Origin of the sequence: Clostridium algidicarnis DSM 15099 (genome assembly GCF_002934235.1) — a bacterium.
GTDB classification, from domain to species: Bacteria; Bacillota; Clostridia; order Clostridiales; family Clostridiaceae; genus Clostridium_L; species Clostridium_L algidicarnis.
On the sequence record NZ_PTIS01000001.1, the window covers coordinates 221,124 to 242,622 of the forward strand.

Genomic DNA, 21,499 nt, shown 5'->3' on the forward strand with positions numbered 1-21,499 from the left:
ACGATATTTCAAATTAATAAATTATATTTATATATGGAGGTAATTAACAATGAATTATGATGAATTAATAGAAACAGCTATAAATGTTAGAAACTTTGCATATGTACCTTATTCAAAATTTCCAGTAGGGGCTGCTGTTTTAACAGAAGATAATAAGATTTATTCTGGATGTAATATTGAGAATGCTTCATTTGGTGCTACGAATTGTGCTGAAAGAACAGCTATTTTTAAAGCAGTATCTGAAGGACACAAAGTCATAAAAGCTATTGCTGTAATAGGCGATCTTACTACATATACAAACCCTTGTGGTATATGCAGGCAAGTAATATCTGAATTTGCACAAAGCGGAGATATTCCAATAATATTAATTAAAAACAAAGAAGATTTTATAATAAAAACTTTAGATGAAATGTTACCAGGTTCGTTTACGAAAAAAGACTTGGAATTATAAGGAGGAAGAATGTTTAAATCAGGATTTGTAACTATAATAGGAAGACCTAATGTGGGTAAGTCCACATTGCTAAATCACTTAATGGGGCAGAAACTTTCCATAGTTTCTAATAAACCTCAAACTACAAGAAATAATATACAAACTATAATGACAGGGGAAGATTATCAGTTAATATTTGTAGATACCCCAGGACTACATAAACCAAGGCATAAATTAGGAGAATATATGGTGAAGGTTGCCCAAGATTCTACTAAAGGGGTAGATCTTATCTTGTTTTTAACTACTCCTCAAGGACATTTAGAAAAAGGTGATATGCACATATTAGAGGAACTAAAAAACACTTCTGTTCCTGTGTTTTTAGTATTAAATAAGGTAGATGAAAACACTGCAGAAAATGTAGCAAAAACTTTAAAAGAATATGGAGAGCACTTTAAATTTAAAGAAATAATCCCTATATCAGCTTTAAAGGGCAAAAATACAGATAAGCTCCTAGAACTTATGAAGGAAACACTGCCTGAAGGACCTAAATATTATCCAGAAGATATGATAGCTGATGTTCAAGAAAAATTTGTTGTATCAGAAATTATAAGGGAAAAGGCACTAAGAGTCTTGAATGAGGAAGTTCCTCATGGAATAGCTGTTGATGTAATTCAAATGAAACAGGATGCCAAGGGGATGTATCATATTGAGGTAGACTTACTTTGTGAAAAGGATTCTCACAAGGGGATAATAATAGGTAAAAACGGTCAGACGCTAAAGCGTATAGGGCAGTATGCAAGAGAAGATATAGAAAAACTTTTAGAATCAAGAGTTAATCTTAAAATATGGGTTAAGGTAAGAAAAGAGTGGAGAGATAATCCTAATTACTTAAAAGAGTTAGGGTATAAAATAAAGAAATAAAATGAAATATGCATAAAACAATTTGTTATTATAATTTTTATATAACAATGTTAGCTCAGCTTCAAATAATGGGAGATGATCTTGTGTCAACATATAAAACAAGTGGCATAGTTATAAAGGTACAAGATTTTAAAGAAAATGATAAATTAGTTTATATTTTTACAGAAAAGCTTGGAAAGATTAAAGCCATTGCTAAGGGCTCCAAAAGGAATAGAAGCAGTTTACTTACTCCTACCATGCAACTTTGTTTTGGGGAGTATGTTATATTTAAGGGGAAAAATCTATATACCATAAATGAAGCTAAGGTTATTAACTCTTTTGGTAGTTTATTAAATGATCTGGAAAAGCTTACTTATTCAACTTATATTTGTGAACTTATAGATATAGCTGTGGTAGAGGAAGAAAGTAACGCAAGCCTTTTTAAGGATTTTACCACATGCTTATATCTTTTAAGTACAGGTGCTATAAATTATGAAATATTAATAAGGGCTTTTGAGATAAGGTTATTAAAATATACAGGATATGACTTAGAATTGGAGCATTGTAGTATTTGTAAGAAAAAAATATCAACCTCTAACTATATAAATTTAACCTATGGAGGAGGGGTATGCGATGAATGCGAGAAAATGGATTCAGTTTTTTTGAGTAAGGCTTCTTTTAATTCATTAAAATTTTTATCTACTACGAGCTTTGAAAAGCTCTATAGACTAACTTTAAGTGAAAATATACGAAAAGAATTGTATAAGATTCTTACTACTATGATTTCATTAAATTATGCAAGAACCCCGAAAAGTCTTCAAATGCTTGAATTTATCAAGTGATTCTTAGACTCAGGTGGAGTTTGCTTATAAGGAATACATCTCTCCATCTGAGTCTTAGAAGAACTTATCCAGAGGCATAGCAGCCGTCATCCCCCACCTTGAAGAGGATAGGGGTGTTACGGATGGTAGCAATCTGATAAAATAAATATAGATAAAAGGGCTAAGCTCAATAATTTAGTATATAAAGGGAGTGTGGAATTTATGGAAGATATAACTTTAGAAAAGATTGATATAATAAGAGAACGAGCTGGTGTTACTTATGCAAGAGCAAAAGAAGTTTTAGAAATTAATGAAGGAAATATAGTGGATTCGCTTATTTATATAGAATCAAACTTAGAAGATAAAGAAAAAAAGATATATTCTACCCTAGATGAATTGATTAAATGGCTTAAAGACATTGTAAATAAAGGAAATGTAAATAGAATAAGAATAAAAAAGGAAGATAGAGTACTGGTAGATGTACCAATAAATGCTGGCATTGCTGTAGGAGTTATTGCCGCAGTTTGGAAGCCTCTTATTGCTATTGGACTTGCAACTGCAACTTTAACAACTGTAACAGTTGAAATAACAAAAGATGATGGAACTATAGAAGTTGTAAATAAAATTATAAAAAGTAAAACAAGTAACTTTACTAAAGATGTTAAAGGAAAAATTGATGGAATAACAAATGTAGTAAAAGATAAGTTTAAAAAAGAAAAATCTAAAGATGAAATAAAAAGTAATGACGAGCCAGTATATAAATATACTGTAAAATTTGAAGATATAGATAAAGAATAAGAAACATTGCACAAAATTTAACGAAGAATAGATAAAATTATGTGATTTATCTATACTATTTTATAAAATTCGTGTATAATATATTTGAATATACTAGTATAATATGCTGTTATATTCTAAGAGGATAAGTGAGGTGATTAATATTAAGCTAACGCCAAGACAAGAAGAAATAATTAGATTAGTAAAAGAAAATCACCCAATTACAAGTGAAACCCTAGCTTCTAATTTAGGGGTTACAAGGGCTGCTTTAAGACCAGATTTAGCTGTTTTAACAATGATAGGTGTATTAGAGGCACGCCCTAAGGTAGGATATATATACTCACAAAAGCCCTCTTATAGCATGATTTATGATTATATAGTAGACATTAAGACAAAAGATATAATGTCTAAACCTGTAGTAGTATCCGAAGAAACTACAGTATACGATGCCATAATACATCTTTTTTTAAATGATGTAGGAACGTTATTTGTTGAAAATAAAGGAATGCTTACAGGTGCTATATCTAGAAAAGACTTTTTGAAAATAGCCATGGGAGGAACAGATATACATAAGGTTCCAGTAGGTATTATAATGACCAGGATGCCTAATATTATATTTGTAGAAAAAGAAGATAGTGCATACCTAGTAGCCCAAAAGATAATTGATCATGAAATTGATAGCTTGCCAGTAGTTGAAAGAGTGTTCGAAGAAGGAAAAGAACAACTTAAAATTATTGGAAAGGTTTCTAAGACCAACATTACAAAGCTTTTTGTTAAATTAGGCCAATCAAAGTAAATTCTATACTAACCGGGACAAAAAAAGTCCCGTTAGAATACAATTCAATAGATTATACAATCGAAGGAGTGTTAACATGGAAAAGAAATATGTTTACTTTTTTAATGAGGGTGATGCTTCAATGAGAAATCTTCTTGGGGGAAAAGGTTCCAATCTTGCAGAAATGACTAAAATTGGAATACCAGTACCACAAGGATTCATTGTAACTACAGAAGCATGTAACAAATATTATGATGATGGTAAGACTATAACTGATGAGGTTACTGGCCAAATATATAAACAGCTAGTTGAGTTAGAAAAGGTTACTGGAAAGCAATTTGGTGGTTTAGAGAATCCATTATTAGTATCAGTTAGATCAGGAGCTAGAGCTTCTATGCCTGGAATGATGGATACCATATTAAATCTTGGGTTAAATGATGAAACAGTTGAAGCTATGATAAGGCTTACAGGTAATGAAAGGTTTGCATATGACTCTTATAGAAGATTTATACAAATGTTTTCAGATGTTGTTATGGAAATAGATAAAAAGAACTTTGAAGCCTTAATCGATAAGATGAAGGAAGAAAGAGGCGTTAAATTAGATACAGATTTAACAGCAGATGATTTAAAAGAATTAGTTGGGCAATTTAAAGAATACTACAAAAAAGAAAAGGGTGAAGATTTCCCATCTGATCCTAAAAAGCAGTTAATAGAATCAATCCTTGCTGTATTTAGATCTTGGGATAACCCAAGAGCAGTAGTTTACAGAAGATTAAATGATATACCAGCAAGCTGGGGAACAGCTGTTAATGTTCAAGAAATGGTATTTGGTAACAAAGGTGAAACTTCAGGTACAGGAGTTGCTTTCTCAAGAAACCCTTCAACAGGAGAACATAAAATATTTGCTGAATATTTAATGAATGCTCAAGGTGAAGATGTTGTTGCGGGAATAAGAACACCAGAACCAATAGAAAAACTTAATGAAGAAATGCCAGAGATATATAAAGAATTTATGGATATAGTTCATAAATTAGAAAATCACTATAAAGATATGCAGGATATGGAATTTACTATAGAAGAAGGAAAGTTATATTTCTTGCAGACAAGAAACGGTAAGAGAACAGCCCAGGCAGCTTTAAAGATTGCTGTAGATCTTGTAGAAGAAAAGATGCTAACTAAAGAAGAAGCTATATTAAAAGTAGAACCAAAGCAATTAGATACACTGTTACATCCAGCTTTTGATATAAAGGACTTGGAAGATAATACTCCAATAGCTAAAGGACTGCCTGCATCTCCAGGAGCTGCTTGTGGTAAAATAACATTTACAGCAAAGGAAGCTAAGGAAAGACACGAAAAAGGAGAAAAGGTTGTACTTGTAAGACTTGAAACATCTCCAGAAGATATAGAAGGTATGATAGCAGCTGAAGGTATACTTACAGTGAGAGGCGGAATGACATCTCATGCTGCTGTAGTTGCTAGAGGTATGGGTACTTGCTGTGTTGCTGGATGTGGAGAATTAAAAGTTGATGAAGCTAAAAAGAAGTTAACAGTTGGAGGAAAAGTTTATACAGGAGATGACTATATATCTATAGATGGAAGTACAGGAAACATATATGGAACATCTATAAAAACAGTTGATCCTGAAATAAGTGGACACTTTGAAACATTTATGGCTTGGGCTGATGATGTTAGAAAATTAAAAGTTAGAGCTAATGCAGATACACCAGGAGATGCGGCTCAGGCAGTAACATTTGGTGCAGAAGGCATAGGTCTTTGTAGAACTGAGCATATGTTCTTTGCAGAGGATAGAATAGCAGCTGTAAGAGAAATGATAGTTTCTAAAAATGAAGTTCAAAGAAGAAAAGCCTTAGCAAAAATTCTTCCAATGCAAAAAGAAGATTTCGTTGGACTATATGAAGTAATGGAAGGTAAACCAACTACTATAAGACTTTTAGATCCACCACTTCATGAATTCTTACCAACTCATGAAGATGAAATAAGAGCACTTGCAAAAGATATGGAGTTAGAGTATGAAGAATTAAAGTCAACTATAGAATCCTTACATGAGGTAAACCCAATGATGGGACATAGAGGATGTCGTTTAGCCGTTTCTTATCCAGAAATAGCTGAAATGCAAGCTACAGCAATTATAGAAGCAGCTATAGAAGTTAAAGAAAGAAAAGGCTTCGATATAGTGCCAGAAATAATGATACCTCTTGTAGGAGAAATAAAAGAATTAAAGTATGTTAAAGATATAATAACAACTACTGCTGATAAAATAATAAAAGAAAAAGGCGTAGAGTTAAAATATTTGGTAGGAACAATGATAGAAATACCAAGAGCTGCTTTAACAGCTGATGAAATAGCAAAAGAAGCAGAATTCTTCTCATTTGGAACAAATGATTTAACACAAATGACTTTTGGATTCTCAAGAGATGATGCTGGTAATTTCTTAAAAGATTATTATGAAAAGAAGGTTTATGAATCTGATCCATTTGCTAAATTAGATCAAACTGGAGTCGGGCAACTTATTGAAATTGCTACTGAAAAAGGTAGAAAAACTAGACCTGACATAAAGCTTGGAATATGTGGAGAGCATGGAGGAGACCCATCATCAGTTGAATTCTGCCATAACGTAGGACTTAACTATGTTTCTTGTTCACCATTTAGAGTGCCTCTTGCAAGACTTGCAGCAGCACAAGCTCAAGTTAAAAACAAGAGATAATATATAAAATTATGAAGGACTATCCTTTAGGATAGTCCTTTTTAATTTAGTGTGCATTTAAATTTATTTTCTATGTAATCTTTAAATTCAAAAGCAAACTGAAGTTGAAAGTCGTTTTTTGAAGCCGCTTTATTTAAAAGGTTACAAAAAGAAGATTTATTACATTTATTTATATTATTATAATAATCTTTAGAAATTTTCCAATACTTTTGAGGAAAGGCTAGGTATATAAATATATATTTGTATTCATCAAGTGACAAAGGCCTTATGCTATCATATATTTCAAGTGCGCTTATGGCTATTTCTAGATCCCAGCGAGTGTTATCTCTTTTTAGTAATCTTCTTAAAAAATAAGAGATATCATGTGTACAATAATCAATTTTACATTTATCAAAATCTATAGTCCAAATATTATTTTCATTATCAAATATTATGTTTTTATTTACATAGTCGCCATGACATAAAGAAATGCTAAGATTACTCATAGATATGGTAGAAGATACATCAAGTGCTAACTTTGCAAGTTTCATACTACTTTCGAAGTTGTTTAAGAATATCTTTGAAAATTTATCACCGTATTTAAATGCTTTATTAGAACAATTTAAAAGTTGCTCAAAATGCTTTTCTGTAGAAAGAGTAATATCAGCATAAGCTTCTTTGTATTTACTACCTTTGATTGGAATGAAGTTATCACAAGCATTATGAAATTTAGAAAGATTTAAGGCGGAATTTATGATATTTTCTACGTTATCATAGTCACATTTGTTTCCGTCAATCCAAGGTGATAATATAAATAACATATCACTTTCAATTACAAATCGGCCACCTGTATTTGTTGGAAGTATTCTTGGAACATTGATCTTATTCCTATATAACCACTCCATGGCAGAATATACAAATAATAATTCTTCTATATTGTAATATACCTTTTTTAAGCAGTAGGAATTTATGCCATTATCTATTTTATAAACAGCTCTTTGCTTATCTGTATCTTTAAATTTGATTTGTGTAACTTCGTAGTCTTGCAAATCATAGTAAGGAAGTATTACTTTTTTTATGTTGCTTTCTAATAATAATTCATAGGAAATTCTTTTTGCTTCTGAGGGCATTATAACACTCCTAAATATTAATTCACTATAATAATATTACTTTAAATTTAAGAATATACTAAAAAGTCAATTTTAATTATATATATATCTAAAATAGAGGACTTTTTAATAATATTATAGAATTTAATAATAAGGGGTGATGAAGTTGATTATCAGAGAGAAAATTGAAATGAATGAAAAAAACACATTTATAAAAGGTGCTGCCCTTTCAAAAAATACTGCTGGAAGAGAAAAAGAAGAGGAATTAGATAAAATCAGAACTCCTTATATGGTTGATAGGGATAGAATAGTTCATAGTAAATCTTTTAGAAGATTAAAACATAAAACACAAGTATATATAAAAACCTCAGGAGACCATTATAGAACTAGACTTACACATACATTAGAAGTCTCTCAGATATCTAAGACTATTGGAAAGGGTATTGGATTAAATGAAGACCTTATTGAAGCTATTGCTTTGGGGCATGACATAGGACATGTAGCCTTTGCACATAGTGGGGAGGATGCATTAAATGAACTTTTAAAAGACGGATTTAAACACAATGAGCAAAGTGTCAGGGTTTTAAGATGCTTAGAGAAGGATGGACAAGGGTTAAATATAACAAAAGAAGTTTTAGATGGCATTTTGAAACATAGTGGGTTTTCTAAACGCCTTAACAATAAAGCTATGACTTTAGAGGGACAAGTAGTTCAATACAGTGATAAAATAGCTTACGTAAATCATGATATAGATGACTCTGTAAGAGCAGGAATGCTTAATATATCTGATATTCCCAAAAATACAATTAAAGTTCTTGGGCATACCCATGGACAAAGGATAAATACTTTGGTTAATGATTGTATTTACAGTACATTAGAGAATATAGACAAGGGGATTATGGAGGTATCTTTAAGTGATTTTGTAAATGAATCTTTAGTAGAACTTCGAAAATTTATGTTTGAAAATATATATTTAGGGAATATATTAAAAGAAGAGAGAGATAAAGCAAAATTTGTTTTATACAATGTTTATAATTATTATATTAAAAACATAGAAAAAATGCCTAATTTATATAAGGAAATTGTAGAAAGAGAAGGAAGCGAAAGAGGCGTTGCAGATTATATTGCTGGAATGAGTGATGATTATTGCCTTTTAGCATTTAATAAAATATATGTTCCAAAGTTTGTAATATATTAAGAAATTTAGGAATAATTTTACTTGGATTATGGGCAGACTATTAATGAATTTATAAAAGTTAATATATATATATTAAATTTTGAAGGATATTTAAGGTTTATAAAGAATATATAATTAAAAGGCTATGATATTCTTTAAAATATTATAATGTTACAAAAAGTAAACAATATAAAAGGGAATATGATATTTTATGTCGAATACATAATGCTTTATTTAAATTATGCATTAGGATAGGTGGGAAAATTATTGGCCATACCAGAAGACGTAATAGAAAGGATAAAAGAACAAAATGATATAGTGGATATTATATCTGAAAAGGTTAAATTAAAGCATTCAGGAAAAAATTATCTTGGGCTTTGTCCTTTTCATAATGAAAAAACACCATCCTTTAGTGTATCAGTAGATAAACAAATTTATAAGTGCTTCGGTTGTGGGGAGGCAGGTAATGTTATCACTTTTGTGATGAAAACTAAGGGCTTATCTTATGTAGAATCTATAGAATACCTTGGAGAAAGGGCCAATATAAGTATAGAACAAGGCCAAGATAAAAAGATAAAGGATAAAAAAGATATCTTATATAAGATAAATGTGGAAGCAGCTAGGTTCTTTTTTAACAATTTAAACAAAAACTTAGAAGAAAAAGAATACTTTTTAAAAAGAGGCATAACTGAAGCAACAATAAGAAGATTCGGACTTGGTTATTCATTAAACAACTGGGAAGAGTTACTTAAATTTTTAAAAAGAAAGGGGTTTTCCCACCAATTAGTAAGCGAAGCAGGCCTCGCTGTAGCTAAGGATAAGGGTGGCTTTTATGACAGATTTAGAAACAGGGTCATGTTTCCTGTTTTTGACCATCGTGGAAAAGTTATAGGCTTTGGAGGTAGAGTGCTAGATGACTCTAAACCTAAATATTTAAACTCACCTGAAACTCAAATATTTTCCAAAAGGACTAATTTATACGGACTTAATTTTGCTATAAAAGATAATAAAGATAGATGTCTTGTTATAGTAGAGGGATATATGGATTGTATATCACTTCATCAAGCTGGAATAACTAATGTTGTCGCATCCCTTGGGACTGCACTTACTGTAAACCAGGCTAGGTTATTAAAAAGATATGCTGATAAAGCTATTATAGCTTACGATGCAGATGTTGCAGGCCAAAATGCTACGCTTAGAGGGTTAGATGTATTAAAAGGGGTAGGGCTTGATGTAAAAGTTCTTACAGTACCTGATGGTAAAGATCCAGATGGATATGTAAGAATTCATGGAAAAGAAGAGTTTTTAAAGTTAATATCTAATTCTGTTCCATTAATAGATTATAAACTAAATAGGGCAAAAGAAAATAAAAATCTATTTAAGGAAACAGACTTAATTCAATATGCAAAGGAAGTTACAGATATAATAGAAGATTTGAATCCTATTGAGCAGGATATTTATATAAAAAAGGTTTCAGAACAAACAGGAATAAAAGAACAAGCGTTTTATGATAGTGTTAAGAAATCTAATAATAAAGAATTTGAATATAACAAGAAAATGAATAACACAGAAGGTTTTGGTTCAAAATCATATTTAGAGCCAGCTTATGTGAAAGCTGAAAGAAGTTTACTTAACTTAATGATAGAAGATATACAGATATATGAATATATTAAAGAAAATATGGGAAAAGATGGCTTTATAATAGATACACATAAAAAGATACTTGATTTTATATTAGATAGTGAACATATAAAAGGAATAGATAGATATAAATATATTGAGTCTAAATGTGATGATGCTGAAAGTATTAAAGAATGGACACTTATTAAGGAAATTAAGCCTTTAGATGAAGATAGTGATAAGGTAAAGGTTGTTAAAGATTATTTTGAAAAAATTAAAAATTATAGGCTAGAGGAGTCGAAAAAGAAAATTATGATTAGAATTAAGAAATTGGAACTAAATGGTGATATAGATGAGTCTATGAGATTAACAACAGAACTTATGAGAATTCAAAAAGCAGAAGGGAGGGATTAAGTATGGCAGAGTTAGGAAAGTCACTTAAAGACAAAGGCGAAAAAATGGCTTTAGTTAAAAAGCTTATGGAAAAGGGTAAGAAGGCTGGGTCATTAAGTTACAAAGAAATAATGGATGAACTTGATGAAATAGACTTAAATCCAGAACAGATTGAAAAAATATACGAGGTATTAGAATCATTAGGAATAGAAATAAACGGAGATATTCAAGAGGAAGCTGCACCAGAAGAGACAACTGTTGATTTATCAGTGCCTGAAGGTGTTTCTATAGATGACCCTGTAAGAATGTATTTAAAAGAAATAGGTAAAGTGGCACTTTTAACCTCTCAAGAAGAAGTGGATTTAGCTATGAAAATAGAAGAGGGTGACCTCGTTGCTAAAAAGAAGTTAGCTGAAGCTAATCTTAGGCTTGTAGTAAGTATTGCTAAAAGATATGTAGGTAGAGGAATGATGTTCTTAGACCTTATACAAGAAGGTAATCTAGGACTTATTAAAGCAGTAGAAAAATTTGATTATAGAAAAGGCTATAAATTTAGCACTTATGCTACATGGTGGATAAGGCAGGCAATTACTAGAGCAATTGCAGATCAAGCAAGAACTATTAGAATCCCAGTTCACATGGTAGAAACTATAAATAAATTAATAAGAGTTGAAAGACAACTACTCCAAGAACTTGGGAGATCACCTCAGCCAGAAGAAATTGCAACTATAATGGATATGCCGGTAGAAAAGGTTAGGGAGATAATGAAAATAGCTCAAGAACCGGTATCCTTAGAAACTCCTATTGGAGAGGAAGAAGATAGTCATCTTGGAGACTTCATACCAGATGATGATGCCTTAGCTCCAGCAGAGGCGGCTGCATTTACTATGCTTAAAGAACAATTGATAAGTGTTTTAGATACATTAACTCCAAGAGAAGAAAAAGTGTTAAGACTTAGATTTGGACTTGATGATGGTAGAGCAAGGACACTTGAAGAAGTAGGAAAAGAGTTTAATGTAACAAGAGAGAGAATAAGACAAATTGAAGCAAAGGCATTAAGAAAATTAAGACATCCAAGTAGAAGCAAGAAATTAAAAGATTACTTAGATTAAAATATATTTAATCTAATATCAAAGAGAGTAATTTTAAAAAGTCTTTATTCAAAATATAATAATTTTGAGTGGAGACTTTTTAAAATTTATGGGAAAGAAAAGAAAGGGAAAAGATATGGAATTAAGTAATAGATTAAATAAATTAATTAACCTTTGTGATAAATGCAATACTATAGCTGATATAGGAACTGATCATGGATACATACCAATAAACCTTATAGAAAGAGATATTTGTAATTTTTCTATTGCATCTGATATAAATAGTCATCCAGTAGAAAGAGCAAAAGTTAATGTTAAGAGCTATGGACTAGAAAAGAGAATAAAATGTAAAAAAGGATCAGGATTAAACACAATAAAAGATGAAAAAGTTCAGGGTGTTATTATAGCAGGAATGGGTGGTAACCTTATAAAAGAAATACTTATAGAAAATTTAAGCATAGTTAAAAGTCTCCAATATTTAGTTTTACAACCAACCCAAAATGCAGAAGTATTAAGAAAGTATCTTTATAATAATAATTTTGAAATTTTAGATGAAGAAATGTGCATAGATGAAGGTATTTATTATGAGTTTTTTAAGATAAGATATGGTGGTAATGGATTTAGAACTAATGAAGATATATATTATACTGTGAGTCCTTTACTCATAGATAAAAATCATCCATTAATAAAAGATTATATTATATCTAAAATACAAGAATTAGAAAAGATATTATTATATTTAAATGGTAATACTTCAAATGCAATTGCTAGAAAATTATTTTTAGAAGATTTTAAAATTAAATTAGAAAGGTTGTTAGTTTAATTATGATAGTTCAAGATATTGTAGATTACATGGAAGGCATAGCTCCGATTGAATTAAAGGAATCTTATGATAATGTAGGTCTTATGATAGGCAATAAAAAGGATCAAGTTAAATCTATTTTATTTTGTTTAGATTGTAACTTAGAAGTTATAAATGAAGCTAAGTTAAAGTGTGTAGATATGATAATATCACATCATCCTTTACTTTTTAAAAAGCCATCATCTATAACCACAGAAACACTTCAAGGAAAAAAGATTATTGAACTTATAAAAGCTGATATAAATCTTTATAGTAGTCATACAAATTTAGACTCAGTAAAGAATGGAATGAATGATACAATGATACAATTATTAGATTTAAACATAAAAGATGCATATATAATGGACAAATCTAGTTCAAGTATAGAAAAGGCAGGTATAGGACGAATAATAGAACTTACAACATGGATTACTGCAAAGGAACTATGTTATACAGTCAAAGAAAAGTTTCAGTTAAAAAACATAAGATTTGTTGGGGACTTAAATAATAAAATAACCAAGATAGCATTAATAAATGGCAGCGGACAGGACTATTTTGAGTTAGCTAGAAATCTAGGGGCACAGTGTATAATTACTGGTGATACAACATATCATTTTGTTAGTGACTATAAGGAGATGGGGTTATTTATAATAGATGTGGGACATTTTAGTTGCGAACAGCCATTATTTAAAATTATTTCTAAAAATATAGAAGATTATATAAATTTAAAGGATCCAACCGTGAAAGTGTTTTTCTCGGAGGTTGAAAAAGAACCTTATGAAATATTTTAAATGATTTTTAAAAAAATGCTTTGATTTTCTTTGAGTAATGTGTTAATATTGTCTTTGCAAGTAAACCAAGCAATCGCTGCTGAGAATTTCTCAGGAGAGGAAAGTCCGAGCTCCATAGAGCAGGGTGCTGGGTAACTCCCAGTAGAGGTGACTCTAAGGATAGTGCAACAGAGAGATACCGCCAGAATCATCGTAAGATGACGAGTTAGTCTTTGACTACTGGCAAGGATGGAAAGGTGAGGTAAGAGCTCACCAGCGCATTGGCGACTTTGCGGCTATGTAAACCCCATCTGGAGCAAGACCGAATAGGAAGGTAAATGGAACTGCTCGTTCTGCCTTCGGGTGCGTCGCTGGAGCCTATTGGTAACAATGGGCCTAGATAGATGATTGCTTAATACAGAACTCGGCTTACAGGTTTGTCTCGCATACTTATAACACTCGATTTTGTTGAGTGTTATTTTTATATATAAGTATAAATAAGGAGGTATCATTTTGATATTATCAGGAAAAGAAATTCAAAATAAAATTGGAAAAGAAATATTTATAGAGCCTTTTAATAAATCCCAAATTAACCCTAATAGTTATAATCTAAAACTTCATAACGAACTTTTGGTTTATGATAACCATATATTAGATATGAAAAAAGAAAACAAAGCAAAAAAGATTATTATACCTAATGAGGGGATTTTATTAGAGCCTAATAAGCTTTATCTTGGTAGGACCTTAGAGTATACTAAAACTCAAAATTATGTTCCCATGCTAGAAGGAAGATCTTCTGTAGGTAGACTTGGTTTGTTTGTTCATATAACAGCAGGATTTGGAGATGTGGGATTTAGTGGATATTGGACACTTGAAATGTTTTGTATTCAACCTATTAGAATTTATGCTGGAGTGGAAATATGTCAGATATATTACCATAAGATTGAAGGAGACTATGATAAGTATATAAGTGGCAAGTATCAAAATAATACTGATATACAACCAAGCTTATTATTTAAGGATTTTAAGGAAGAATAAATAGTAAAAACACCTAGACTATAAGTGTCTAGGTGTTTTGTTTTAATTGTTATTAGGTTTAGTTTGTGGTGGTGTTACAGGGAGCTCTATTGGTGGAACATTTACATTGCCACTTCCAGGTTTATCAGGAACTGGAGGAATTACCTTTTCATCTTTAATAATTTTATCAGGTTCTGGAGTTAATTTATAATCATCTAGTTCCGTAGGTTCAACCATATAAGCATCTGTAACAGAGCCGGCATAAGCTTTGCTTATGAAAACCCTTGTTTCAATAAGGTCTTTGGGTGTATTTTCTGTAGCCCTTTTACCATTAAGTTTGTTTATCTTAACCTCTACATGGGCATCGCATAAAGAATTTGGAATGGTGCCTTCAATAAAGTAATCTTCAATTATTCTATGATTACCCCTAGGATCTTTTGAACAAAGTTCCGTGGCAAGCTTTCCAGAGTCTAAACAAACTTTTGACATTTTAAGGCCTTCTGGAATATTAATGTCTTTAACCTCTAATCCTTCATGAACCTTTTCCATAAGCTTTCGCCATAAGATTCCAGCAGTGTTACCACTTGCAGTCTCGCCATTGCCAATAGTTTTAATTTCCTTTGGTGTATCACTTCCTATCCAAACAGCTGCTGAATAGTAAGGAGTGAGTCCAGCAAACCAAAGATTTTTATTTCCTTCTGAAGTACCAGTTTTACCAGCTACAGGCATATCACTAAATTTAGCATTTCTGCCACTGTAATTTATAACTGGGCCCTTAAGCATGTCATATAATATATAAGATGCTTCAGGAGATATAACCTTTCTTTTATCAGGGGTTCTTTCTAAAATTACTTTTCCTGTTCTATCTGTTACCTTGGTGTAAAGTATTGGTTCTGTGTATATTCCATTATTACCGAAAGTACCATAAGCAGCAGCCATATACAATGGATTAGAACCATCCTTATCTTTAGGGTCATTATCAAATTCTCCAAGGGATATAGCAGAGAGAGATTCTTGTGATCTTTTATTAAATATAAGTCCGAATTTTTTGCCGTATTCTACGCCGTTGGACTTCCCTATATTATCCTCTAACTTTAAAGCAGCAATATTAACTGAGTAAGTTAGTGCTGTTCTTAAGGTTATAGGTCCTCTAAATTGACCATCCACGTTTTTTACTACATCACCATTGCTAAAACCAAATCTTTTAAATTCTTCATCGGTTAATGGTGTGTCATTTATTAGTGAACTTGCATTTGCGAGTTTCATGTCTATAGCTGGAGCATATACTGTTAAAGGTTTAATAGCAGATCCTGTAGGTTTTAAAAAACCTAATGAAGCTCCCCTATTATAAGATGTAGGTGGGAGATCACCCCTACCGCCAATTATGGTTTTTACTTCACCACTTCTGTAGTCCATTATAGCAGCCCCCACTTGAGGCTGGACAACATCTATGTCACCACTTTTAATAGTATATTCTTGTATATTTATATATTTACTAGTGTTATTTATTATATCTTGTGAGTAGTCTTGTAGATCTTTATCCATGGTAGTATAAATTTTCAAACCACCGTAGGTAACTAGTCTTGAAACCTCTTTATCGGTATAGTTATATTGTCTTTTTAAATCAGATTTCACTCTTTTTAAAACTTCCAAAGAAAACCATTCATAATTTAATTTTTCCTCATAATTTGGTTTTTCAAATACTAGGGAACCATTATCTAAATCTTCTATAGCGGTATTATATCTTTCCTCATCAATACTTCCCATCTCCAACATCTTTTGTAAAACAATTTTAGTTCTGTTTAGATATTTTGAGGGGTCTTTTTGTGAGGAAGGTGAAAATGGGTAGTATACTGATGGACTTTGATTCATACCAGCTAAGTAAGCAGATTCAATAAGGTTTAATTCTATAGCTGGTTTATTGAAGTACTGATTAGAAGCTTCTTCTACTCCATTAGCTTTTCCACCTAAAAATATAGTATTTAAATAGGCTTCTAATATTTGATCTTTATTTAACTTTTTTTCAAGTTCAATGGCTAAGTACATCTCTTGAACTTTTCTCTTTATTGAAACTTTAGGAGTTAAAAGCGTATTTTTAAGAAGTTGTTGTGTTATGGTAGATGCTCCATGAAGGCCAGATTTACCAGTTATTTTATTCTTTACATCTATATACACGGCACCAAATACTCTTTTAACATCTATTCCATGATGTTGTCTAAAACGTTCATCCTCTATGCTTATAAAAGCATTTTGAAGATCTATTGGCATTTTATCAATGGTAATAACTGTTCGTTTTTCATCTGTTGGAACGTTATCCATGTAACTTTCTTTATTATCATACATTACTGAGACTTCATTTAATAATAATAATTCGTTTATATTCAGTTCTGGAGCTGATTTAATCATAGAATATCCAATTCCTAAAAGAGTAGCTCCTGAAAATAAACATATGAATAAAAAGGTTAACAGTATATTTCTTAATATATGCTTACTCTTTTTATCTTTTTTTGTTTTATTTTTATGCTGAACCATAAGTTCCTCCTATCTTCTATCTAAAACTAACTTTATTTAAATTGGTCAGATTTAAAATATTATACCATATTATATCATATTATAAAATGATTAGATTATAAAAACTTTTTTTACTGGAGGATATAAAATGAAGACAAAAAAGCTCCCGATTTTAAAAGTATTATTTTTCTTATGTATTATTCTTTTTATAGCTATAATATCCTTATATTTTATAGAAAAAAGTATAGGTAATAAGGCAGTATATGTAGCTAACGCGGAAGTGCGTATTAGGGTTAATGAAATTATAAATGAAAATATATTAAAGGAATATTCTAAGGAATTTGATTACAATGATATTATAAGTATAGAAAAAGATAATCAAGGCGATATTGTGATGCTTAGGGCGGATACAATAAAACTTAATTACTTATCTATTAATGTAGCTATGAAATGTCAAAAGGACATAAAAGATCTTGGTGAGGTAGGTATAAAAATACCTATTGGGTATGTATTTAATAATAATATAATATCAAATCTAGGACCTGATATTAATATAAAAATGCGGACTATTGGAGATACTAAAGTTAGTTATAGCTCTATTTTTGAAAGTGCAGGGATAAATCAAACTAGGCATAAAATATATGTGCAAGTTGTAAGTAATATTAGAGTGGTAATACCATTTAATAGTTCTGATATAGAGGTAGTTTGTGAAATGCCTGTAAGTGAAACAATAATAGTTGGAAAGGTTCCAAGAACTTCAGTAGATTTAGACTTAGTACATTAATAACAAGTATAAAATATTATTAAATATAAGTTGCACGAAGATGTTAATGTAATTAAATAAGTCTGACACAATATAAAATATAGTGCCAGACTTATTTAATAGGTAGATTTAATATTATTCCCAGTTGAAAACGTAAGGTATATTTCTATAATAGTCACCATAATTAAGCCCATAACCAACTACGAATACATCTTCTATTTCAAAACAACAAAAATCAGGCTTTATGTCTACGCTTCTTCTTTCTGGCTTGTCTAAAAGAACACAACATTTAACACTAGATGCACCTAAAGATTTAACGTGATTTTTAACAAATTCCATAGTGATACCACTGTCTACAATATCATCTACTATTAAGACATCATATCCCTGTATGTTGTCTGGAATATCATTAACAACTTTAACTAAACCAGAGCTTTCTTCACCATGTCCATAACTAGAAGTAGTCATAAATTCTATTTTAGTAGGCACAGTAATACTTCTTACAAGATCTGCTGTAAAAATAAAACTACCTCTTAATAAAGATAGCACATATAAGTTTTTCCCTTTATAATATTCTGAAAGACTCTTGCCAACCTCAATTATCCTATTAGATATTTCCTTTTCACTTATTAGTATGTTACGACTTTTTTCTTCCATTGCTATCCTCCATATATGATATTTTCAAAAAAAATTATATAATTAATATACCTTTTAAAAGTACCAATTTCAAGACTTTTTATTTAGGATTATAAATCTAACAGATAAATTCAAAAGAATTATTTTAAATAGAATATCCTATTTAAGAAAAATATATACACTAAATTAGTATTTTTTTAATATTAATTATAGCTTACTTTAAAGGGTAATCATTGTCTAGTCTATTTACAACCATGTTTTTATGGTATAAAATTATATGAAAGTTGAAAAGTATAATGTAATTGAATTTAAACAATATATTTTAGTTTTCGAAGCAGGCGTATTTTATAGGAAAATTTTTTAAAATGAAAAGTTGAAATAGTTATAAAAGGAGTGAAAATTATGATATATGGAAGTATAGATGGTGTAAAAAAGAATATAATAGATAATTTAGAAGATATAAGTGAAATGACTTTGCCAAAGTATATGTTATTTACTGAAGAAATTTTAAATGTTTTAGTAGATAGTAGCTCTCGGCTCGGAAGAGAAATAAGTGTTGCTATAGATAGAAAAGGTAAGGTAGTAGGGGTTGCTATAGGAGATAGTAGCACTGTAGAAATACCCATGATTAATATAAAAGAAAAGAAGCTTTCAGGAGTTAGGATAATACATACTCATCCCAATGGAAATTCAAGATTATCTGCAATTGATAACTCAGCTTTACTTAAATTAAAACTGGACTCTATAGTTGCCATAGGTGTTTTAAATGAAAAACTTACGGATATAAGTGTTGGATTTTGTGATGTTAAAGATAACCTATTGGTACCAGAAATTATGGAAGGATTAACTTTAAAAGAAAGTTTAGATTTTGATTTTATAAATAAGGTGAAAAGTATTGAAAATATAATAGAAAGTAATGAAATAGAAGAGGATAACGGGGAAAAGGCAATTATAGTTGGATCTGATACAGAAGAGAGCTTAGACGAACTAGGTCAACTAGCAAAAGCTTGTGATATTCCTGTGCTTTTTAGTGTGTTTCAAAATAGAAGTAAGATAGATCCAACCTATTACATTGGAAAAGGTAAGGTGGAAGAGATATCCCTATTAAGGCAAGGGTTAAGAGCTAATGTAATAATATTTGATGATGAGCTTTCAGGATCCCAAGTAAGAAATCTTGAAGAAGCTATTGGATGTAAGGTAATAGACAGAACTACATTAATATTAGAAATATTTGCAACAAGAGCTAAAACGAAGGAAGCGAAAATACAGGTAGAACTTGCCCAATTGAAATATAGGCTTTCAAGGCTTACAGGTCTTGGTGCTATACTTTCAAGAACAGGTGGTGGAATAGGAACAAGGGGACCTGGAGAAAAGAAATTAGAAACAGATAGAAGACATATAAGAGAAACAGTATATGATTTAACAGCAGAACTTTCTAAAATTAAGAAGACTAGAGAAACTCAAAGAGAAAAAAGAAACAAACAAAACATACCACAAATATCCTTAGTAGGGTACACTAACTCAGGAAAGTCTACATTAAGAAATGCCTTATATGATATGGCAATGCCAAAAGATTCTATTGAAAAATCAAAGGTTTTTGAAGCAGATATGTTATTTGCAACATTAGATACTACAACAAGAGCTATTAATCTTTTAGATAATAGATTAATTACTCTAACTGATACTGTAGGATTTGTTAGAAAGTTACCTCATGAATTGGTAGAAGCATTTAAATCTACTTTGGAAGAGGTTATTTATTCTGAAGTTTTAATACATGTAGTAGATTCATCAGCAGAGTATGTTAATGAACAAATACAGGCAGTAGAAGAAGTATTAAGTGAACTAGGTGTAAAAGATAAATCTATGATACTTGCATTAAATAAAATAGATAATATAAGCAATGAAGAACTAGAAGATTTAATTAATATGTATAAGGGAAAGTATGAAATTGTTTCAATATCAGCTAAAGAAAATATAAACCTTGAGTTGTTACTAGAAACTATTGCAAACAAATTACCTAACAAGTTAAAGAAGGTGGAATATGTAATACCCTATAGTGAACAATCTGTAGTAGCATACTTACACAGAAATGCAAAAATAATAGAATCTACTTATGAAGATGAAGGAACATATATAAAAGCAGAAGTTGATGATGAAATTTACAATAAGTGTAGACAATTCATTAAAGAAAATTAATATTTATAATTGAATGGTATTTATATTAAATATAGATAATTATAAAAGGGGAAGAGAAGAAATGGATAATATCATATTGAAATACCAAAAGGCTTTTAATTCGCTTATGAATAAAATGAAACCAAGTGAAAATATCTTAGCGGTTATGGTTTTTGGAAGTATGGTTACAGGAGACTTTTGGGAAGAATCAGATATAGATCTTTTTGTTATATTAAAAGATTATTCTAATGAGATTAAAAATATATACACAGAAGAAAAGGGAGTAGCTGTACACATAAAGCTTATGAGCAAGGAAAAGTTCTTGCAACTTCATGAAAGTGACCTTAGAGGAGGATTTATCCATAGAATATTTGCATCTTCAAGATTAGTATTTTCAAAAGACTTAGACGTTACTACAAGATATAATAATGGCAGGTATTACCCAGACTTAGATAGAGAAAGATGGAATATGGTGTATCTTGGTAAAACCCTTAAAAGTATAGATGTTTGTAAAAAATATTTAAGTAATGATGGAATATATGTAGCTTACAGTACTGCAATTCGTGCTATAGAAGATTTTGCAAGACTATATGTAAATTGCAATGGTTATATGATAAGCAAAGATGCTACTTCCATGGCAATGAATATTAATGATGAATTTAAAGAATGTGTGGATAAGTTGTTTTTTAGTAAAGAAGATTCAGTTAAAATAGTGCAAGAAACTTTAGACTTTTTAAAGTCATCTGTAGATAAGAATATAAAAGAGAGCACTAGGTTACTGCTTGAATTTATGAGGATAAAAGATGATCTTTTAAGTGCAGAAGAAATAAAAAACGATCCATTATTTGAAAGTTATGAAATAGATATGGAAGATATATTAAATGAACTTTGGAAAAATAATCTCGTAAAAAAAGATTTTAGAAATTACAATGATTTAAAAGGAAATTATATAATTAAAGAAAATGTATACTTTATTTAATTGTATAGTT

Annotated in this window: 18 protein-coding genes and 1 other RNA gene; 16 read left to right on the top strand and 3 right to left on the bottom strand. The window is 30.3% G+C overall.

Annotated elements, in window-relative coordinates:
- Positions 1-49: 49 nt before the first annotated feature.
- From BD821_RS01065 to ppdK, 6 genes are all read left to right on the top strand, one after another.
- Complete coding sequence (locus BD821_RS01065; protein ID WP_104408931.1) at positions 50-451, top strand: cytidine deaminase; 402 nt, start codon at positions 50-52, stop codon at positions 449-451.
- A 9-nt stretch (positions 452-460) separates the two neighbouring features.
- Positions 461-1,351 (top strand): GTPase Era, encoded by an 891-nt coding sequence (gene era / locus BD821_RS01070; RefSeq protein WP_104408932.1) that lies wholly within the window; start codon positions 461-463, stop codon positions 1,349-1,351.
- Positions 1,352-1,419: 68 nt separating this feature from the next.
- Complete coding sequence (gene recO, locus BD821_RS01075; RefSeq protein WP_029453416.1) at positions 1,420-2,172, top strand: DNA repair protein RecO; 753 nt, start codon at positions 1,420-1,422, stop codon at positions 2,170-2,172.
- 201 nt (positions 2,173-2,373) lie between these two features.
- A complete protein-coding gene (locus BD821_RS01080; protein WP_104408933.1) occupies positions 2,374-2,949 on the top strand; it encodes a DUF4342 domain-containing protein in 576 nt (191 codons plus the stop codon).
- A 103-nt stretch (positions 2,950-3,052) separates the two neighbouring features.
- Positions 3,053-3,724, top strand: a complete 672-nt coding sequence (gene ccpN, locus BD821_RS01085) for a transcriptional regulator CcpN (RefSeq protein ID WP_423236753.1) — start codon at positions 3,053-3,055, stop codon at positions 3,722-3,724.
- 76 nt (positions 3,725-3,800) lie between these two features.
- Positions 3,801-6,428, top strand: coding sequence for a pyruvate, phosphate dikinase (gene ppdK, locus BD821_RS01090; RefSeq protein ID WP_104408935.1), 2,628 nt, complete (start codon positions 3,801-3,803; stop codon positions 6,426-6,428).
- Between the two features lie 41 nt (positions 6,429-6,469).
- Here the strand turns inward: ppdK and BD821_RS01095 are convergent, their stop codons facing one another.
- The gene (locus BD821_RS01095; protein WP_104408936.1) at positions 6,470-7,537 is read right to left on the bottom strand and encodes a CotS family spore coat protein; all 1,068 of its coding nucleotides are present in this window, start codon (positions 7,535-7,537) and stop codon (positions 6,470-6,472) included.
- A gap of 145 nt (positions 7,538-7,682) precedes the next feature.
- On the opposite strand from BD821_RS01095, the gene BD821_RS01100 reads away from it, so the two are divergent.
- The 7 genes from BD821_RS01100 to dcd all read left to right on the top strand — a co-directional run bounded on the left by BD821_RS01100 (position 7,683) and on the right by dcd (position 14,446).
- Complete coding sequence (locus tag BD821_RS01100; protein WP_104408937.1) at positions 7,683-8,714, top strand: deoxyguanosinetriphosphate triphosphohydrolase; 1,032 nt, start codon at positions 7,683-7,685, stop codon at positions 8,712-8,714.
- Positions 8,715-8,960: 246 nt separating this feature from the next.
- Complete coding sequence (dnaG, locus tag BD821_RS01105; protein ID WP_104408938.1) at positions 8,961-10,727, top strand: DNA primase; 1,767 nt, start codon at positions 8,961-8,963, stop codon at positions 10,725-10,727.
- Between the two features lie 2 nt (positions 10,728-10,729).
- On the top strand, positions 10,730-11,818 hold the full coding sequence (gene rpoD / locus BD821_RS01110; RefSeq protein WP_029453409.1) for an RNA polymerase sigma factor RpoD: 1,089 nt from the start codon (positions 10,730-10,732) through the stop codon (positions 11,816-11,818).
- An 88-nt stretch (positions 11,819-11,906) separates the two neighbouring features.
- On the top strand, positions 11,907-12,620 hold the full coding sequence (locus BD821_RS01115) for a tRNA (adenine(22)-N(1))-methyltransferase (protein ID WP_226104389.1): 714 nt from the start codon (positions 11,907-11,909) through the stop codon (positions 12,618-12,620).
- Between the two features lie 2 nt (positions 12,621-12,622).
- Positions 12,623-13,429, top strand: coding sequence for a Nif3-like dinuclear metal center hexameric protein (locus BD821_RS01120; RefSeq protein ID WP_104408939.1), 807 nt, complete (start codon positions 12,623-12,625; stop codon positions 13,427-13,429).
- A 57-nt stretch (positions 13,430-13,486) separates the two neighbouring features.
- Positions 13,487-13,857: RNase P RNA component class A (gene rnpB, locus BD821_RS01125), an RNA gene on the top strand.
- Between the two features lie 64 nt (positions 13,858-13,921).
- Positions 13,922-14,446, top strand: coding sequence for a dCTP deaminase (gene dcd / locus BD821_RS01130; RefSeq protein WP_104408940.1), 525 nt, complete (start codon positions 13,922-13,924; stop codon positions 14,444-14,446).
- Between the two features lie 42 nt (positions 14,447-14,488).
- Here the strand turns inward: dcd and BD821_RS01135 are convergent, their stop codons facing one another.
- Positions 14,489-16,957 carry a transglycosylase domain-containing protein gene (locus tag BD821_RS01135; protein WP_104408941.1) on the bottom strand — a complete coding sequence of 823 codons (2,469 nt, stop codon included), beginning with the start codon at positions 16,955-16,957 and terminating at the stop codon, positions 14,489-14,491.
- 127 nt (positions 16,958-17,084) lie between these two features.
- Here BD821_RS01135 and yunB point away from each other — a divergent pair, with 127 nt between their 5' ends.
- Positions 17,085-17,720, top strand: a complete 636-nt coding sequence (yunB, locus tag BD821_RS01140; RefSeq protein WP_104408942.1) for a sporulation protein YunB — start codon at positions 17,085-17,087, stop codon at positions 17,718-17,720.
- 114 nt (positions 17,721-17,834) lie between these two features.
- Here the strand turns inward: yunB and hpt are convergent, their stop codons facing one another.
- Positions 17,835-18,356, bottom strand: a complete 522-nt coding sequence (hpt, locus tag BD821_RS01145) for a hypoxanthine phosphoribosyltransferase (RefSeq protein ID WP_104408943.1) — start codon at positions 18,354-18,356, stop codon at positions 17,835-17,837.
- Between the two features lie 381 nt (positions 18,357-18,737).
- On the opposite strand from hpt, the gene hflX reads away from it, so the two are divergent.
- Positions 18,738-20,531 carry a GTPase HflX gene (gene hflX / locus BD821_RS01150; protein WP_104408944.1) on the top strand — a complete coding sequence of 598 codons (1,794 nt, stop codon included), beginning with the start codon at positions 18,738-18,740 and terminating at the stop codon, positions 20,529-20,531.
- Between the two features lie 61 nt (positions 20,532-20,592).
- Positions 20,593-21,489 (top strand): nucleotidyltransferase domain-containing protein, encoded by an 897-nt coding sequence (locus BD821_RS01155; protein WP_104408945.1) that lies wholly within the window; start codon positions 20,593-20,595, stop codon positions 21,487-21,489.
- Positions 21,490-21,499 lie beyond the last annotated feature (10 nt).

Bases quoted from the DNA above. Each gene is read 5' to 3' on its own strand.
- BD821_RS01065 (WP_104408931.1), top strand. From the start codon at position 50: ATGAATTATGATGAATTAATAGAAACAGCTATAAATGTTAGAAACTTT.
- era (WP_104408932.1), top strand. From the start codon at position 461: ATGTTTAAATCAGGATTTGTAACTATAATAGGAAGACCTAATGTGGGT.
- recO (WP_029453416.1), top strand. From the start codon at position 1,420: ATGGGAGATGATCTTGTGTCAACATATAAAACAAGTGGCATAGTTATA.
- BD821_RS01080 (WP_104408933.1), top strand. From the start codon at position 2,374: ATGGAAGATATAACTTTAGAAAAGATTGATATAATAAGAGAACGAGCT.
- ccpN (WP_423236753.1), top strand. From the start codon at position 3,053: ATGCTGTTATATTCTAAGAGGATAAGTGAGGTGATTAATATTAAGCTA.
- ppdK (WP_104408935.1), top strand. From the start codon at position 3,801: ATGGAAAAGAAATATGTTTACTTTTTTAATGAGGGTGATGCTTCAATG.
- BD821_RS01095 (WP_104408936.1), bottom strand. From the start codon at position 7,537: ATGCCCTCAGAAGCAAAAAGAATTTCCTATGAATTATTATTAGAAAGC.
- rpoD (WP_029453409.1), top strand. From the start codon at position 10,730: ATGGCAGAGTTAGGAAAGTCACTTAAAGACAAAGGCGAAAAAATGGCT.
- BD821_RS01115 (WP_226104389.1), top strand. From the start codon at position 11,907: ATGGGAAAGAAAAGAAAGGGAAAAGATATGGAATTAAGTAATAGATTA.
- BD821_RS01120 (WP_104408939.1), top strand. From the start codon at position 12,623: ATGATAGTTCAAGATATTGTAGATTACATGGAAGGCATAGCTCCGATT.
- BD821_RS01135 (WP_104408941.1), bottom strand. From the start codon at position 16,957: ATGGTTCAGCATAAAAATAAAACAAAAAAAGATAAAAAGAGTAAGCAT.
- yunB (WP_104408942.1), top strand. From the start codon at position 17,085: ATGAAGACAAAAAAGCTCCCGATTTTAAAAGTATTATTTTTCTTATGT.
- hpt (WP_104408943.1), bottom strand. From the start codon at position 18,356: ATGGAAGAAAAAAGTCGTAACATACTAATAAGTGAAAAGGAAATATCT.
- hflX (WP_104408944.1), top strand. From the start codon at position 18,738: ATGATATATGGAAGTATAGATGGTGTAAAAAAGAATATAATAGATAAT.
- BD821_RS01155 (WP_104408945.1), top strand. From the start codon at position 20,593: ATGGATAATATCATATTGAAATACCAAAAGGCTTTTAATTCGCTTATG.